Raw genomic sequence first — 15,413 nt, 5'->3', positions numbered from 1 at the left:
GGAGTCATGAAGGTCGGGGTCGACAGCTTCGTGGCGGCCGTGACCGACCCCGACACCGAACAGGTCGTCGGGCCGGTCGAGCGGTTCACCCACCTGCTCGAGGAGATCGAGACGGCCGACCGCGCCGGGCTCTACTCCTACGGCATCGGCGAGCACCACCGGGCCGAGTACTACGACGCGGCGCCCGCGGTGATCCTCGCCGCCGCGGCGGCGCGCACCCGGCAGATCCGGCTCCGCTCGGCGGTGACGGTGCTGTCGGCCGCGGACCCGGTGCGGGTGTTCCAGGAGTACGCCACGGTCGACCTGATCTCGGGTGGGCGTGTGGAGCTCGTCGTCGGCCGGGGGTCGTTCATCGAGGCCTTCCCGCTCTTCGGGCTCTCCTTCGACGACTACGACTCGCTGTTCGAGGAGAAGCTCGACCTCCTCGTGGCGCTCACGCGCAACGAGCGCGTCACGTGGTCGGGCCGCCATCGGCCGGCGTTGAACGACCAGCCCGTCTTCCCCCGCCCGGCTCAGGACCCCCTGCCGGTGTGGGTCGGGGTGGGGGGCTCGCCCGAGTCGTTCGTGCGGGCCGGGCTGCTCGGCCTGCCGCTCATGGTCGCGATCATCGGCGGGGAGCCACGGCAGTTCGCCCCGTTGATCGACCTCTACCGGCGCGCCGGGGCGGAGGGCGGGCACGACCCGGCACAGCTCACGGTGGGCCTGCACTGCTTCGGGTTCCTCGGCGACGACGTCGCCCAGGCGACCAACGCCTTCTACCCGGGCTGGGAGGCGATGTTCACGACGATCGCCCGGGAGCGGGGCGGGATGCCGCCGACGCGCCGGCAGTTCGACGCGACCCGCGGCCCCGACGGGGCGTACGTCGTCGGCGATCCGGACCAGGTGGCGACGAAGCTGGCGCGCATCTCCTCCCAGCTCGGCGGGGTCGACCGGATCAACCTGCAGATGACCAACCCGCGCCTGCGCCACGCCGACCTGCTGCATTCCATCGAGCTGCTCGGCGAGGTCGTCCCCCAGGTCGCGGACGCCTGAGCAGAGTGGACCTCAACGCCGTCGTCAGCTCGGTCGAGGCGACTCCCGGGACCTCGGGGCCGCTCGCCGGGTGGCGGATCGGGGTCAAGGACAACGTGTCCGTGGCGGGGGTGCGCTCGACGCGGGCCTCCGCATTCTTCGCCGACCACGTCGCCGCGCACGACGCCGAGGTCGTCATCCGGCTGCGGGCCGCGGGCGCGGGGATCGTCGCCACGCTGAACATGGCCGAGTTCGCGCTCGGGGTCACCTCGCAGAACTCGGTGCACGGTGGCGTCGCCAACCCGTGGGACCCGACGCGGATCCCCGGCGGGTCGAGCGGGGGCTCGGGGTCGGCGGTCGCCGGCGGGCTCGTCGACGCGGCGCTCGGGACCGACACGGGCGGCTCGGTGCGGCTGCCCGCCTCGATGTGCGGCGTGACCGGGCTGCGCCCCAGCTACGGCACCGTGCCCGAGGATGGCGTCTTCCCGTGCTGCCCGGAGACCGACGCGACCGGGCCGCTCACCCGCACCGCCCGGGACGCGGCCCTGGTCTCGGCGGTGCTCGCCGGGCGGAAGCCGGCCGCGCCGTCGCCGCGACGACCCGACGTCGTCGGGGTCGTCGTCCTGCCGGGGCCCACGGATCCGTCCGTCGCGGCGCGCGTCGACGCGGCCGCACTGGTGTTCGCCGACGGGGGAACGGAGCTGCGGCCGATCCCGGTCCCGGGCCTCGACACGGTCCGCGAGGACCTCTACACCGTCGTCTACCACGATCTCGCCGCGCTCCACGCCGAGCGCCTGCGCGACGCCCCGGACCGGTTCCACCCGGACACGCTGACCCGGCTGCGGCTCGGCCTCGGCGTTTCCGCCGCGGATCGGGCTCGCGCCATGGACGCCCTCGCCGCGTTCCGGGGCGGCCTCGACACGATCTTCGCCGACGTCGACGTACTCCTCACCCCGACGGTGCCGGTGGACGTCCCGCGGATCGGCGAGGAGCCGGACGTCGTCGCCCTGACGAAGCGCATCGGGGAGCTGACGGCCCCGTGGGCGGTCCACCGGGGGCCGACACTCACGGTGCCGGTCGGGCCCCACCCGGAGTCGGGGATGCCCGTCGGCATGCAGCTGACCGGCCCGGTGGGCGCCGACGACGCGGCGTGCGCGGCGGGCGCGTGGTTCCAGGACCGGACCTCCTGGCACGAGGCCCGACCACGCGAGACGGGCTGAGGTCCGACGGAACCGTGGGAGGATCGGTCCCGTCGAAGGAGTGTGATGACCATGATGCCGACCAGGCCCGATCACCTCCTGAGCCTCGACGAGTGGATCGCGCTCCCGGAGTCCTCGGAGTGGCGGTTCGAGCTCGCCGAGGGAGTGCCCGTCATGGCGGCTCGTCCGATCGCTCGGCACCAGAGACTGGTCATGCGCCTCGGTGCGCAACTCGACGCCGCGCGTGGCGGCCGCTTCGAGGTGTTGCCCGAGTTCGAGCTCGTGGTCAGTGGCGGTACGGCCGCCACGGTGCGGATCCCCGACCTCGTCCTCGGTCCGCCCGGGCTCGTGGACGACACGCCGCGGCTGTTCGGCGCGGACGCTATCGCCGCCATCGAGATCCTCTCGCCCGGCTCGCGGCGGCTGGACCGCATCCTCAAGCTCGCCGAGTACGCCGAGGCGGGCGTGCCCACCTACCTGCTCGTCGAGCCCGGCCCGCCCGTGGTTCTGCGCGAGTTCCGCCTCGTGGACGGCACCTACGAGCTGGTCGCCGAGCATCGCGGGAGCGCCCCGCTCGGGCTCGGCGTGACGCTCGACCTCGATGCCCTGGGCTGAATGCTCGAGTGTGATCAGATGGCCCCATGACGATGGACCCGACCGCGATGCCGCCGGGCTTCGCCGACCAGTTCGCGGAGTACAGCGCGCGGACCGAGGCCCCCGCCCCGGCGAAGGTCGCAGCCTCCACGATCCTGCTGCGGGCCGCGGCGGACGGCACCCCCGAGGCGTTCCTCCTGCGCCGGCGCACGCAGATGGCGTTCGCCGGCGGGATGGTCGTGTTCCCCGGCGGCGGGGTCGATCCCCGCGACGCCACGGACGACGTCGGGTGGGTCGGGCCGTCGCCGTCGGTGTGGGCGGAGCGCCTCGGCCTCGACGACGTGTCCGCGGCGCGTTCCGTGGTGTGCGCGGCGATCCGGGAGACGTTCGAGGAGTCCGGGGTGCTGCTGGCCGGGCCGGACGGCGATTCCGTCGTCTCGGACACCTCCGGGCCCGGGTGGGCCGAGGCGCGGCGGGCCCTGGAGGCCCGCGAGACGGCGTTCACCGACGTCCTACGGGAGCGGGGACTGGTCGTGCGCACCGACCTGCTCCGCGCGTGGACCTGCTGGGTCACGCCGGAGTTCGAGCCGCGCCGGTACCGGACGTTCTTCTTCGTGACGGCCAGCCCGGCCGGCCAACAGGCCGAGGCCGGGTCGACGGAGTCGGACGCGGCGGGCTGGATGGGCGTCGAGGACGCCCTCGCCGCGGCAGGGGAGTCGGTGGCGATGCTCCCGCCGCAGTACTGCACGTTCCTCGAGCTGGCCCAGCACCCGTCGGTGGAAGCGGTCCTCGACGCCGCCGACCGCCCGATCCCGGCGCCGATCATGCCCGGGCTGGAGCTCGGCGAGGACGGCGCGCCGCGCCTCGTCCTGCCCGGCCACTACGCCGAGCTCAACCGGGAGCGCCTCGCACCGCGCTAGCCGGCCGGGCCCGTCCCTCACCAGGTGACGGGAAGCGCCTCCACACCGTGGATCAGGTTCTCCCGTCGGTACCGCAGGTCCGCCGGATCGACCGCGAGCATGAGGCCGGGCAGCCGCCGGAGCAGCGCCGTGAACGCGATCCGCAGCTCGATCCGGGCGAGCGGGGCCCCGAGGCAGTGGTGGATGCCGTACCCGAACGCGACGTGGGGCAGGGGAGCCCGCGCCAGGTCCAGGTGCTCGAGGTCGCCCGACCCCAGCGACGGGTCACGGTTGGCCGCGCACAGCGACGCGGTCACCATCGTCCCGGCCGGGATGTCGTGGCTGCCGACCGCGACGTCGCCGGTCGCCATGCGCGGGAACCCGGCCGAGACCGGGGAGATGTAGCGGAGCATCTCCTCGACCGCGGCGTTCAGCGGGGCCGGGTCGTCGGCGTCCACGGCGGCCCGCAGCACCGCCATCTGGTCGGGGTCGGTGAGGACGGCGAGGGTCCCGAGGGCGATGACGTTCGACGTCGTCTCGTGTCCCGCGACGAGCAGCAGGTTGGCCAGGCCCGCGAGCTCGTCGTCGTCGATGCCGCCCTCGGCCGCGGACCGGTCGCCGTGCTCGCGGATCAGCATGCCGAGCAGGTCGTCACCCGGGTCGCGGCGGGCGCGGTCGACGAGGGTGCCCATGTACGCGCGCGACGCGAGGATCACCTCGGAGCGCTCGGCGGGGGAGAGGTCGGACCGCAGGGTGCGCGCCGCGCGGTCCTGGAACTCGTCGCGGTCGCCGTAGGGCACACCGAGGAGCTCGCAGATCACCAGTGAGGGCACCGGGAGAGCGAAGTCGGCAACCAGGTCGGCGGGCGGCCCACCTGCCGTCATCCGCTCGAGGGCCTCGTCGACGGTCGCCGTGACCCGCGGCTCCAGCGCCTTCATCGCGCGCACCGTGAACCGGCCGGTGAGCATCCGGCGCAGCCGGGTGTGGTGCGGCGGGTCGAGCGCGAGCAGCATCCCGGCCCGACGGCGCAGGAGCTCCTCGGGGTCGATCCCGGCGTCCATGCCCGGCGGGGGCGGCATCGCCTCGAAGCTGAACGCCGGGTCCCCGTGGACGGTCCGGGCGTCCTGGAACCCGGCCACGAGCTCGGCCTGATGCCCGGCCAGCGTCGTCACCGGGCACACCCCGTCGTGCTCGCGGAGCGCGGTGACGGCCGGGTCGGGATCGAGCCCGTCGCGGCGCAGCCCGAGCGGCGCCGGTCGGTCCTCGGTGGCGGGGTGATCGGTACTCGTGCTCACGACCTCGACCCTGCTGCATCCGCCCCCGGAACGAAAGGGGACTCCCACCTGGACGGTGACCGTCGGGGGAGCGACCTACCGGCCGTGGAACACCGGGCGGCGCTTCGCGAAGAACGCGTCGTTGCCCTCGGCGAAGTCCGCGGTCTCGAACAGCTCGACCTGCGCGCACTCCTCGGCGTGCAGGGTCTCGGCGAGGGTGGCCGGCGGGTTCGCGAGCAGCCGCTTGGTGGCGGCGAGAGCCAGCGGCGCGGCGGTGGCGAGGTCGGCGGCCACGTCCCGCGCGGCGGCGAGGGACGCGCCGTCGCCGACCAGCTCGTCGACGAGCCCGAGCCCGCGCGCCTCCTCGGCGCCCAGGAGCTTCCCGCGGAGCAGCATCCGCCGCGCCGGCCCGGGCCCCACGCGGCGGGGCAGCGTCCAGTGCAGCCCGGAGTCCGCGACCAGCCCGATGCGGCCGAAGATCGCGCCGAAGGTGGCCGACCGGCCCACCACGACGTAGTCGCACGCAGCCGCGAGGGAGGTGCCCGCGCCGACCGCGGCGCCATCGACGGCCGCGACCACGGGCAGCGGCCCCTCGACGAGCAGCGAGATGAGATCGGCCATGAGGTGCAACCGGTCCCGGGCGTCGGCGCGGTCGCCCCGCGGCATCGAGGCCAGGTCGGCCCCGGAGCAGAACGCGGGCCCGGCACCCGTGATCACGAGCACCCGACAGGCGTCGTCGGCATGCGCCGCCTCGAGCGCGGCCCGCAGCTCACGGCGCATCGGCACGCCGAGCGGATTGCGCCGGGCGGGCTCGTTGAGCGTGAGCACCCGGACCGGACCGTCGATCTCCACCAGGACGAACGGTTCGCTGGACCCCGCCGAGGCTGTCATCGCGGCGACCGTACCCGGCCGCGACGCGAGCCCTTGACGCAACGATACGGTTGCCATAACTTCTATCGCAATCGAAGAGTTGCATCAGGAGGCGGCATGGGATTCCCCGACCGGATCGAGCGGACCGTCGAGCTCGGACACCCACCCGAGCGGGTCTGGACCGCGATCACCACCGCCGAGGGCCTCGCCGCGTGGTTCGGGGACCGGGCCGAGATCGACCTGCGCCCGGGAGGCGCCGCCCGCGTCGTCTGGACCGCGGAGGGACACGACCAGGCGCTGCGCGTCGAGCGCGTCGAGGAGCCGCGGGTGTTCGGCTTCACCTGGCGGATCGACGGCCTGCCGCACGAGGACCCCCGTCGGACCTACGTCGAGTTCACCCTGGAGCCGGCCGGGTCGGGCACCCGGCTGCACGTCGCCGAGACCGGCTTCGCCCAGCTCGGACCGGACGAGCACCGCTCCGCGCACAGTGGCAACACCGCGGGCTGGGCCCACGAGCTCGGTGACCTCGCCGCCCATCTCGACGCGGCGTATGCCGCCTGAGGGCACCGACCCGGCCGAGGCGGTCGCCGAAGGAGTCTTCACGGCCCTCGCCGACCCGACCCGGCGCGCGATCCTGGCCGACCTCGCCGCGCACGGCCCGTCCACCGCGACCGACCTGGCCGGCCGGGTGCCGATCTCGCGCCAGGCGATCACCAAGCACCTCGACCGGCTCGCGGAGGCGGGCCTCGTCACCGCCGAGCCGGGGGAGCGGCGACGCATCCGCCACCGCGTCCGGTCCGCACCGATGCGCACCGCCCAGCGCTACCTCGCCGCCCTGGCCCGCGACTGGGACGGCCCGCTCGCCGCACTGTCCGACCATCTCGATCAGGAGACCCGGACTTGAGCCCGACCACCGGGCGGGGCATCGAGCACCTCGCCTTCGTGACCACCCTGTTCGACCTCACACCGAACGGCCGCGGCGAGGACTGGGAGGACTCCCCGGAGGACGTCGCGCAGGTGCCGTCGGTGATGATGCCGAATCTGCTGACGACGGCGGACGTGGCCACCAGCTTCGGCCGCTTCCGGCGGGACGCGTCCCCGTCGACCTCTGCCACGGGAGCGTGATCAGCGCCCAGATCGCGACGACGAGGGCCGCCTCGACGAGCAGGTACCACGGCCACGGCCCGAGGACGTCGAGCAGCGACGCGGTCTCCGGCTTGCGGTCGAGGTAGCCGTAGTTCGCGCCGGTCAGCGCGTTGACCGCCTGCGTCGGGACGGCCCAGACGACGGTCGCCGCCAGCGCGAACCGGTAGTCGTGCCACGAGGGATGGCGCCCCGTCCCCCAGGTGAGCAGCACCGCGATCCACACCACGAGCACGTGGTCGGTGAAGAACACCAGGAACGACGGCGCTGGGAAGTCGCCGCCGCCGAGGGCGGGCGTGAGCAGGGCCTGGATGCTGAGCGTGAGCCCCCAGAAGTAGGTGAGCGCGAACGCCCACCGACGCCCCGACACCACCGCGTACGCGGCCGCGTACGGGGCCAGGTCCGAGAGCTGGAGCGGCAGGGTCAGCCACGGGTGCGCCGGGTCGAACGCGCTGAGCTGGTAGCCGAGCGTCACCACGACGAGGACGACGGCCAGCGCGAGCCCCGTCATCCGGACCGTCCGGGCCCTCGCCCGCCGCCCGAGCTCGACGAGGGCGATCGCGCCCAGGACGGTGATCGTCAGGACGGCGAGGTGCGACGGCCCCCAGGGCAGGAACACCGGGGACGGCGGCGGCGCCTCGACGGCGGGCACGACGACGTGCACCGCGTCATCGTCCCGGTTTCCCCGGCTCGAGGGGAACCCTCATGCCGGGAGTACGACCGGTTCTTCCCGCGCGAGGGTCGACGGGACCCGATCGCGGACCGCCAGCGCCCAGACCGCGAACGGCACCGCCACCGCCCCCAGCGTCAGGTCCGCATCCCACACGGCGCCGGTCTCGAGCAACGACCGGGCCATCGAGAGCACCGAGGGCGCGAACAGGACCACGGCGCAGAACCAGCCCACGGCCTCGTCCGACGAGGGCCCGAACCGCCACAGGGCGCCGGCGAGCAGCAGCGCGGCCCCGAGCGCGATCACCACGATGCCGGCCGAGAGGCCGCGCTCGCCGGTCACCTTCGCCGCGACGTGCAACGGCGAGAACCGGGCCACGCCGCCCACGAGGAACGGCACGATCAGGACCGCCCACGCCATCGCCGCCACCCCGCCCACCAGCAGGCCGCGCCGCCGTCCCGCGCGCATCCCGACCGCCACGGCGACGATCACGACGACGAGAGCCAGGTGGGGCCGGGTGCAGGTCGTCACCCCGAGAGCGGCCGCGGCCGCCGCCAGGGCCCCCACCGACCCGCGGTCGGCCGCGCGTAGCGTCCACACCACGGCGGCGAGGGCGGGCACCGCCCCGGTCACGAGGTCGTCGCCGACGAGGAACTCACGCCACACCTCGAAGGCGCCGGCGGCGGTCAGCAGCCACAGCACCGTCGGGCCGGGGCGCGGCCGCCACCCGCCGTTCAGCACCGGGAGCAGCAGCACCGTCCAGCCGACGTTCTGCCAGGCGGCCGTCCCGGTGACCCACCACCACGGCGCGGCCAGGACGAAGGCCCCCGGTAGCGGGGTGATCGGGTTCTGCAGATAGGTCGTCGCGGAGTAGGGATAGAGCCCCGCGGCGAGGTGGGTCAACGCCACGTCGAGCGCGTTCGCCCGGTCGCTGCCGACCCCCAGGGTCATGGCGTCGGCCGCCGGGACGCCGCGGACGAACACCGTCACCAGCACGGCCAGGCACACCAGGACGAGGCTCGGCGTGACCCAGGACGGCGCCCGCCGGAGGAGATCCGTCGCGAGCGGCAGCAACAGCACCACGCACGCCATCGCGACGGCGTAGACCGCGACGAGGGGCGGCCCGCCCAGATTCATCGCGGTGTGGGTGGAGACCACGACCAGCATGACCGTCAGGGCCGCGGGAGCAGCAATACCCGCCCAGGAGGACCGCCGAAGCCCGGTGATCACGGTGACCCCCGACGAACCGGGCGGGAAGAGATCGGAAGAGTGTGTCCGAGGGGGGACTTGAACCCCCACCCCCTACTCGGGGACTAGCACCTCAAGCTAGCGCGTCTGCCATTCCGCCACTCGGACCTGCGAGGGGAGAGCTTACTCGACGGGCACCGCGACGATCACACGGGGTCAGGATCCGAGGCCCGCTGCGCATCCGCCGTGCAGTGAGAGGATGCGCCTCATGGGTGCCGCCGAGGACGAGGTCGTGCAGCTCACGAGCGAGCTGATCCAGATCGACAGCAGCAACACCGGCGAGCTCGAGACCACGACGGGGGAGGCGGAGGCCGCCGCGTACGTCGACGCGAAGTTGCGCGAGGTCGGGTACGAGACCGAGATCGTCGAGTGCGGAGCACCCGGCCGGCTGAGTGTGTTCTGCCGACTGGCGGGCGCCGACCCGTCGCGGCCCGCGCTGCTCGTGCACGGCCACCTCGACGTCGTGCCGTTCGCCGCGGACGAGTGGTCGGTCCACCCGCTCTCCGGCGCGGTGCGGGAGGGCTACGTCTGGGGACGCGGCGCCGTCGACATGAAGGACATGGACGCGATGATCCTGGCGCTCGCGCGCCAGTTCAAAGCCGAGGGCGTCGTGCCGCCCCGGGATCTCGTGTTCGCGTTCCTCGCCGACGAGGAGGCCGGCGGCGCCTACGGCTCGCACTGGCTCGCCGAGCATCGACCGGATCTGTTCGCGGGGTGCACCGAGGCCCTCGGCGAGGTCGGCGGGTTCTCGGTGACCCTCGGGGAGGATGTCCGCGTCTACCCGGTGATGACCGCCGAGAAGTCCATCGCGTGGATGAAGCTGCGGGTGCGCTCCCGCCCCGGGCACGGCTCGATGATCCACGACGAGAACGCCGTGACGATCCTCGCCGAGGCCGTTGCCCGGCTGGGGCGCCACCGCTTCCCGCTGACGCTCACCGACACCGTGCGGGGCTTCTTCGACGAGGTCACGACCCTGACCGGGATCGAGTTCCCGACGGAGTCCGCCGCAGCTCTCGACGGCGCGGTCGCCAAGCTCGGCGGCGTGGCCCGGGTCGTCGGCGCCACCACCCGCGACACCGCGAACCCGACGATGCTCTCCGCCGGCTACAAGGCCAACGTCATCCCGTCGGTCGCCGAGGCCACGGTCGACTGCCGTGTCCTGCCCGGGCGGCAGGAGGCCTTCGAGCGCGAGCTCGACGAGATCCTCGGCCCGGACGTCGAGCGCGAGTGGATCCGCAACCTCGAGGCGGTCGAGACCGAGTTCGACGGGGACCTCGTCGACACCATCACCGCCGCCGTGCAGGCCGAGGACTCCGACGCGCGCACGCTGCCCTACATGATGTCCGGCGGCACCGACGCGAAGGCGTTCATCAAGCTCGGGATGCGCTGCTTCGGGTTCGCCCCCCTGCGCCTGCCCCCGGACCTGGACTTCACCGCCCTGTTCCACGGCATCGACGAACGGGTGCCGGTCGATGCGCTGCACTTCGGGACGCGGGTCCTGGGGAGGATTCTGACGACATGCTGATCACCGAGGGCACGGTCGCCCTGGTCACCGGAGGCGCCTCGGGCATCGGCGAGGCCGTCGCCCGGCGGTTGGCGACGGCAGGTGCGCGCGTCGCCGTCGTCGACCGCGACGCGGTCGCCGCGGCCAGGGTCGCGGCCGAGGTCTCGGGACTGGCGATCGCCTGCGACGTCACGTCCGAGCCCGCGATGTCCGCCGCTGTCGCCGAGGCCGAGACGTGGGGCGGACGCCTGGACCTGGTGCACCTCAACGCCGGCGCGGTGGGTGGGCAGTCCGGGATCACCGACCTCGACACCGAGGCCTACCGCCGTGTCCTCGGGGTCAACGTCGACCACGTGGTCTACGGCCTGACCGCGGCCGTGCCTGCCCTGCGTCGCGCGGGCGGCGGCACGATCATCGCGACGTCGTCCCTGGCGGGCCTGGTCCCGTTGCCCGGCGACGCGATCTACACGCTGACCAAGCACGCGGTCGTCGGTTACGTGCGCTCCTCGGCCGCCACCCTCGCGCCCGAGGGCATCCGCGTCATGGCGCTGTGCCCGGGGTTCGCCGACACCGCGCTGATCGCGCACCTGCGCGACCAGTTCGCCGGCTTCCCGCTGCTCGACCCCTCCGACGTCGCGGACGCCGTGGAACGCATGCTCGCCGACGGCGGGGCGGGGGAGTGCTGGTACGTCCAGCCGGGCCGGGACCCGGGTCCGTACGGCTTCCGCGGCGTGCCGGGACCCAAGACCGGCGACGAGCCGCCCCAGCTGGCCTGGGAAGGCTGAGGGCGTGCGGGGCTGGACGGTCCCGCGGTTCGGTGAGCCGCGCGAGGTCCTGGAGCTGACCGACCTGCCCGACCCGGTCGCGCGCGACGGACAGCGCCTCGTGACGGTCGAGGCCGCGTCGGTCAACTTCGCCGACGTCCTCTACTGCCGCGGCACCTACCAGGACAAGCCGCCGCTCCCGTTCACCCCGGGCCTCGAGGTGGCGGGCGTGGACCCGGCGACGGGGGAGCGGATCTTCGGGCCGGTCGTCATGCCGCACGGCGGGTACGCGGAACAGGCGGTCCTGGGCTCCTGGCACGCGTGGCCGGAGGGCATGACGGCGGCGCAGGCCTCCGGCTTCTTCGTGGCGTACCAGACCGGGTGGTGCGCGCTGCACCACCGCACCCGGCTCCGGGCCGGGGAGACACTGCTCGTGCACGCGGCCGCCGGCGGGGTCGGCGCGGCCGCGGTCCAGCTCGGTGTCGCGGCGGGTGCGCGGGTGATCGCGACGGTCGGGTCGACGGACAAGGCCGAGGTGGCGCGCCGGCTCGGCGCGGACGAGGTGATCGTGCTGGACTCCGGCGCCGACGCGCTCATCCCCGCGGTCAAGGAGCTCACCGACGGCCGCGGCGCCGACGTCGTCTACGACCCGGTCGGCGGGGACACCTTCGACGCGTCCCGGCGCGTGATCGCCTGGGAGGGCCGGCTGCTCGTCATCGGGTTCGCCGGCGGACGGATCGCCGACGCCCCGACCAACCACGCGCTCGTGAAGAACTACGACGTCATCGGCGTGCACTGGGCCGCGTACCAGAAGCGCGCCCCCGAGCTGGTCGACGCGTGGCAACGCGAGCTCGAGAGGCTCTGGGCCGGGCAGGAGATCGACCCACTGGTGGGCGCGGAATACGCGATCGAGCAGGTCCCGGACGCCCTCGACGCGATCGCGGCGCGCGCCACGACGGGTCGCGTCGTCGTCGTGCCCTGAGTGCGTGTCGGACCGACGCGCCGAACGCACGTCGTCTGCACCGACGTCGGCACCGCCGCGACCGGCCCCCGCTCGACCAGGTGTTCGCGGGCAACCGGCGGACATCGATCGTCGACCCCGAACCTCACCGAGGGCCGGAAAGTGTGTGTGCCACGCGTCGGTCCACCCGGAACGGCACGAGGCTCAGGCCGAGACCGCGCCCAGCACCGCGCGGGAGGCCCGACGTCGCAACCACACCTTGCGGGTCCCGTCGGCGAACAGCAGCGTCCTGGCGAGCTCCCAGCCGCCGAACTGCGATCGCAGCCCGAGCTCCGTGGTCGCCGAGAGCCGGGACACGTCCGGGGGCAGGCGCACCGGCTGGTACTCCCAGTCGCCCTCGACCACGCTGGCCTCGAGGGTCGGCTCGGTGGGGGCTGGTCGCGTCGCGTCGTTCACGGGCAACCTCCAGGTCACTGTCCGGCAACCACCGTACGTCGTCCGTGACCACCGCGTCAGGACCGGTCGGATCATGTCCAGGGGGCGGGTTCGTCCTCGGCCGCCGCCCCGTCGGCCCCCGGACCGCCGTCGGGAACGGGGACGAGCGGCGCCGAGGAGACGTCGTCGAGAGCCCCCCGGATCGCCGGCGGCAGGGTGAGCTCCTCCGCGGCGAGCGAGCCGAGCAGTTGCGCCCCGTCGCGGGCGCCGACGACCGGGGCCACCACGCCGGGGCGGTCACGCACCCACGCGAGCGCGACGGCGAGCGGGGAGGTCCCGAGGCCGTGCGCGGCGGTCACCACGGCCTGGACGATCCGGGCGGCGCGCTCGGTGCGGTGGCGCCCGACGTAGGGCCCGAGGGTCGCGGAGGCGCCGCGGGAGTCGTGGGGGGTGCCGTCCCGGTACTTCCCGGTGAGCACCCCGCGCCCGAGCGGGCCCCAGGGGAGCAGCCCCACGCCGTGATAGGAGGCGGCGGGCAGGACCTCGTCCTCGACACCGCGGTCGAGCAGGGAGTACTCCGACTGCACGCTCACCAGCGGCAGACCCGCCGACCGGGCCGCAGCCGCCACCTGCCAGCCCGCGTAGTTCGCGACCCCGGCGTAACGGACCCGTCCGGATGAGACCGCGAGGTCGACCGCGGAGAGGGTCTCGTCGAGCGGGACCTCCGGGTCCCAGGCGTGCAGCTGCCAGAGGTCGACGTAGTCGGTGCCCATCCGGTCCAGCGACGCGTCGAGCGAGGCGAGCAGCGACGACCGCGAGGCGCCGCCACCGAAGGGCCCGTCGTCGCGGCGGGCCCCGGCCTTCGTCGCGAGGACGACCTCGGTGCGGGGGATCACGTCGGCGAACAGCCCGCCGAGGATCGCCTCCGCCTCGCCGTCGGCGTAGACGTCGGCGGTGTCGACGAGCGTGCCGCCCGCGTCGAGGAAGGCCAGCAGCGACGCGCCCGCCTCGTCGGCGTCGGTATCGCGACCCCAGGTCATCGTGCCCAGCGCGAGCCGGGAGACCCGCAGCCCGCTGGCACCGAGGCGTCGCTGTTCCACGGCGCGCCAGGATAGGGGGCGCGCCCCCCGAGGTTGCGGACGCCGCACCGGGACCCCACCGCGACCCGGATGTTCCGGGCGTCCGTTACCGTCCCGGACCCGTGCAGATGAGCTGGCTCGAGGCGATCGTCCTGGGACTCGTGCAGGGGCTGACCGAGTTCCTCCCGATCTCGTCCTCGGCGCACCTGCGGATCGTCTCCGAGGTGTTCTTCGCCAACGACGCGGGCTCCGCGTTCACCGCCGTCACCCAGCTGGGGACCGAGGCGGCCGTGCTCATCTACTTCTGGGCGGACATCTGGCGGCTGATCACGGCGTGGTTCGGGGGCCTGCGCGACAAGGCGGCACGCGGTCTGGACTACCGGATGGCGTGGTACGTGATCATCGGCACACTGCCGATCAGCATCCTCGGCGTGCTGTTCAAGGACGCGATCGAGGGTCCCGCGCGCAACCTCTGGCTCATCGGGACCTCGCTCGTCCTGTTCGGCGTGGTCCTCGGGCTGGCCGAGCGCTACGGCCGGCAGCGCAGGCCGGTCGAGGATCTGACGCTGCGCGACGGCGTGCTGATGGGCTTCGCCCAGGCGCTGGCACTGCTGCCGGGGGTCTCGCGCTCGGGCGGCACGGTGTCGGCCGGGCTGTTCCTCGGCCTGAAGCGCCCGGCCGCGGTGCGGTTCAGCTTCCTGCTCGCCATCCCCGCGGTGACCGCGGCCGGGCTGTTCTCGCTGCCCGACATCGCCGACACCTCGGGACCGGGCGCACAGCCCTCGACGACGCAGATGGTGGTGGCGACGCTCGTCGCGTTCGTCGTCGGCTACGCCTCGATCGCCTGGCTGCTGCGCTACGTCGAGCAGCACACCGTCTACCTGTTCGTCTGGTACCGGGTGATCCTCGGGCTCCTGGTGCTGCTGGCCGTCTCGGGAGGGATGATCGCCGCCGTCTGACGCGGGCCGTTAGGGTCGGCGGACGTGACCACGGTGATCCTCCTCCGGCACGGCCGTTCGACGGCGAACGTCTCGGGGGTACTGGCGGGCCGCTCGACCGGCGTCGGGCTCGACGACCACGGACGCGCCCAGGCCACGTCCCTGGTCGACCGGCTCGCCGCCCTCCCGCTCGCCGCCGTCGTCCGCTCCCCGCTGCAGCGCTGCGAGGAGACGGTGGCGCCCCTGCTCGAGGCGCGCGGGATGACCGCGGTCGTCGACGACGAGCTCTCGGAGGTCGACTACGGCGACTGGACCGGCAAGACGCTCGGGGAGCTGGGCAAGGAGGACCTCTGGAAGGTCGTCCAGGCCCACCCCTCCGCGGCGGTGTTCCCGGGCGGCGAGGGGCTGGCGCACATGCAGCACCGCAGCGTCGCCGCCGTGCGCAAGCACGCCGCGCAGATCGCCGAGGAGCACGGCCCGAAGGCCCTGTGGGTGGTGTGCAGCCACGGCGACGTGATCAAGTCGGTGATCGCGGACGCCCTCGGTCTGCACCTGGACTCGTTCCAGCGCATCTCGGTCGACCCCTGCTCGCTCAGTGTGATCAGCTACACCCCGACGCGGCCCTTCGTCGTGCGCGTCAACGACACCGGCGGGGACCTGTCCTCGCTGGTCCCGAAGCCCGACGAGGAGAAGCCGGACGAGGGCGCGGAGGGCGCCGCGGAGGAGGGCTCCGAGGCGGTGGTCGGCGGGTCCACCGGCGTAAACTGACCGCCAGTCCAGTCCAGCCGGGAGCCCTGCGCCTCCCGACCCGACCAGCACGACAT

General features: G+C 73.9%; 17 protein-coding genes and 1 tRNA gene. 11 read left to right on the top strand and 7 right to left on the bottom strand.

Going from position 1 to position 15,413, the window contains the following annotated elements; genetic code table 11:
- Positions 1-6: 6 nt before the first annotated feature.
- Genes VGI02_RS27515 through VGI02_RS27500 form a run of 4 tightly spaced genes read left to right on the top strand, consistent with a single transcriptional unit; the run spans position 7 to position 3,724 of the window.
- Positions 7-1,032, top strand: a complete 1,026-nt coding sequence (locus tag VGI02_RS27515) for an LLM class flavin-dependent oxidoreductase (protein WP_331632982.1) — start codon at positions 7-9, stop codon at positions 1,030-1,032.
- Between the two features lie 5 nt (positions 1,033-1,037).
- Complete coding sequence (locus VGI02_RS27510; RefSeq protein ID WP_331632980.1) at positions 1,038-2,231, top strand: amidase; 1,194 nt, start codon at positions 1,038-1,040, stop codon at positions 2,229-2,231.
- A gap of 45 nt (positions 2,232-2,276) precedes the next feature.
- A complete protein-coding gene (locus VGI02_RS27505) occupies positions 2,277-2,825 on the top strand; it encodes a Uma2 family endonuclease (RefSeq protein WP_331632978.1) in 549 nt (182 codons plus the stop codon).
- Positions 2,826-2,851: 26 nt separating this feature from the next.
- Entirely contained in the window at positions 2,852-3,724 is an 873-nt protein-coding gene (locus tag VGI02_RS27500; protein ID WP_331632976.1) for an NUDIX hydrolase, read from the top strand.
- Positions 3,725-3,741: 17 nt separating this feature from the next.
- Here the strand turns inward: VGI02_RS27500 and VGI02_RS27495 are convergent, their stop codons facing one another.
- Positions 3,742-4,998 carry a cytochrome P450 gene (locus VGI02_RS27495; RefSeq protein ID WP_331632974.1) on the bottom strand — a complete coding sequence of 419 codons (1,257 nt, stop codon included), beginning with the start codon at positions 4,996-4,998 and terminating at the stop codon, positions 3,742-3,744.
- A 75-nt stretch (positions 4,999-5,073) separates the two neighbouring features.
- Positions 5,074-5,868, bottom strand: coding sequence for an enoyl-CoA hydratase/isomerase family protein (locus VGI02_RS27490; protein ID WP_331632972.1), 795 nt, complete (start codon positions 5,866-5,868; stop codon positions 5,074-5,076).
- A gap of 96 nt (positions 5,869-5,964) precedes the next feature.
- Between VGI02_RS27490 and VGI02_RS27485 the strand changes: the two genes are divergently transcribed.
- Complete coding sequence (locus VGI02_RS27485; protein ID WP_331632970.1) at positions 5,965-6,408, top strand: SRPBCC domain-containing protein; 444 nt, start codon at positions 5,965-5,967, stop codon at positions 6,406-6,408.
- Positions 6,398-6,751 (top strand): ArsR/SmtB family transcription factor, encoded by a 354-nt coding sequence (locus VGI02_RS27480; protein WP_331632968.1) that lies wholly within the window; start codon positions 6,398-6,400, stop codon positions 6,749-6,751. The genes VGI02_RS27485 and VGI02_RS27480 overlap by 11 nt, the downstream gene beginning before the upstream one ends.
- A gap of 57 nt (positions 6,752-6,808) precedes the next feature.
- Here the strand turns inward: VGI02_RS27480 and VGI02_RS27475 are convergent, their stop codons facing one another.
- The 3 genes from VGI02_RS27475 to VGI02_RS27465 all read right to left on the bottom strand — a co-directional run bounded on the left by VGI02_RS27475 (position 6,809) and on the right by VGI02_RS27465 (position 9,016).
- Positions 6,809-7,654: a YwaF family protein gene (locus VGI02_RS27475; protein WP_331632966.1), complete on the bottom strand. Its 846-nt coding sequence runs from the start codon at positions 7,652-7,654 to the stop codon at positions 6,809-6,811.
- Positions 7,655-7,693: 39 nt separating this feature from the next.
- Positions 7,694-8,827, bottom strand: coding sequence for a hypothetical protein (locus VGI02_RS27470; protein WP_331632964.1), 1,134 nt, complete (start codon positions 8,825-8,827; stop codon positions 7,694-7,696).
- Positions 8,828-8,932: 105 nt separating this feature from the next.
- Positions 8,933-9,016: transfer RNA gene (locus tag VGI02_RS27465), tRNA-Leu, on the bottom strand.
- Positions 9,017-9,116: 100 nt separating this feature from the next.
- Here VGI02_RS27465 and VGI02_RS27460 point away from each other — a divergent pair.
- Genes VGI02_RS27460 through VGI02_RS27450 form a run of 3 tightly spaced genes read left to right on the top strand, consistent with a single transcriptional unit; the run spans position 9,117 to position 12,158 of the window.
- On the top strand, positions 9,117-10,433 hold the full coding sequence (locus VGI02_RS27460; RefSeq protein ID WP_331632962.1) for a M20/M25/M40 family metallo-hydrolase: 1,317 nt from the start codon (positions 9,117-9,119) through the stop codon (positions 10,431-10,433).
- Positions 10,427-11,197 carry an SDR family oxidoreductase gene (locus tag VGI02_RS27455; RefSeq protein ID WP_331632960.1) on the top strand — a complete coding sequence of 257 codons (771 nt, stop codon included), beginning with the start codon at positions 10,427-10,429 and terminating at the stop codon, positions 11,195-11,197. The genes VGI02_RS27460 and VGI02_RS27455 overlap by 7 nt, the downstream gene beginning before the upstream one ends.
- 4 nt (positions 11,198-11,201) lie before the next feature.
- Positions 11,202-12,158 (top strand): NADPH:quinone oxidoreductase family protein, encoded by a 957-nt coding sequence (locus VGI02_RS27450; protein ID WP_331632958.1) that lies wholly within the window; start codon positions 11,202-11,204, stop codon positions 12,156-12,158.
- Positions 12,159-12,341: 183 nt separating this feature from the next.
- On the opposite strand, the gene VGI02_RS27445 is transcribed toward VGI02_RS27450, so the two are convergent.
- Positions 12,342-12,593 (bottom strand): DUF5703 family protein, encoded by a 252-nt coding sequence (locus VGI02_RS27445; protein WP_331632956.1) that lies wholly within the window; start codon positions 12,591-12,593, stop codon positions 12,342-12,344.
- 71 nt (positions 12,594-12,664) lie between these two features.
- A complete protein-coding gene (locus VGI02_RS27440; RefSeq protein ID WP_331632954.1) occupies positions 12,665-13,672 on the bottom strand; it encodes an aldo/keto reductase in 1,008 nt (335 codons plus the stop codon).
- A gap of 107 nt (positions 13,673-13,779) precedes the next feature.
- On the opposite strand from VGI02_RS27440, the gene VGI02_RS27435 reads away from it, so the two are divergent.
- Positions 13,780-14,610, top strand: coding sequence for an undecaprenyl-diphosphate phosphatase (locus VGI02_RS27435; RefSeq protein ID WP_331633011.1), 831 nt, complete (start codon positions 13,780-13,782; stop codon positions 14,608-14,610).
- Between the two features lie 24 nt (positions 14,611-14,634).
- The gene (locus VGI02_RS27430) at positions 14,635-15,357 is read left to right on the top strand and encodes a histidine phosphatase family protein (protein ID WP_331632952.1); all 723 of its coding nucleotides are present in this window, start codon (positions 14,635-14,637) and stop codon (positions 15,355-15,357) included.
- Positions 15,358-15,413 lie beyond the last annotated feature (56 nt).

Origin of the sequence: Actinomycetospora sp. (assembly GCF_036497245.1) — a bacterium.
GTDB lineage: Bacteria > Actinomycetota > Actinomycetes > Mycobacteriales > Pseudonocardiaceae > Actinomycetospora.
Note: the sequence above shows the minus strand (reverse complement) of the source record. Positions and strands in the feature narration are given on the sequence as shown.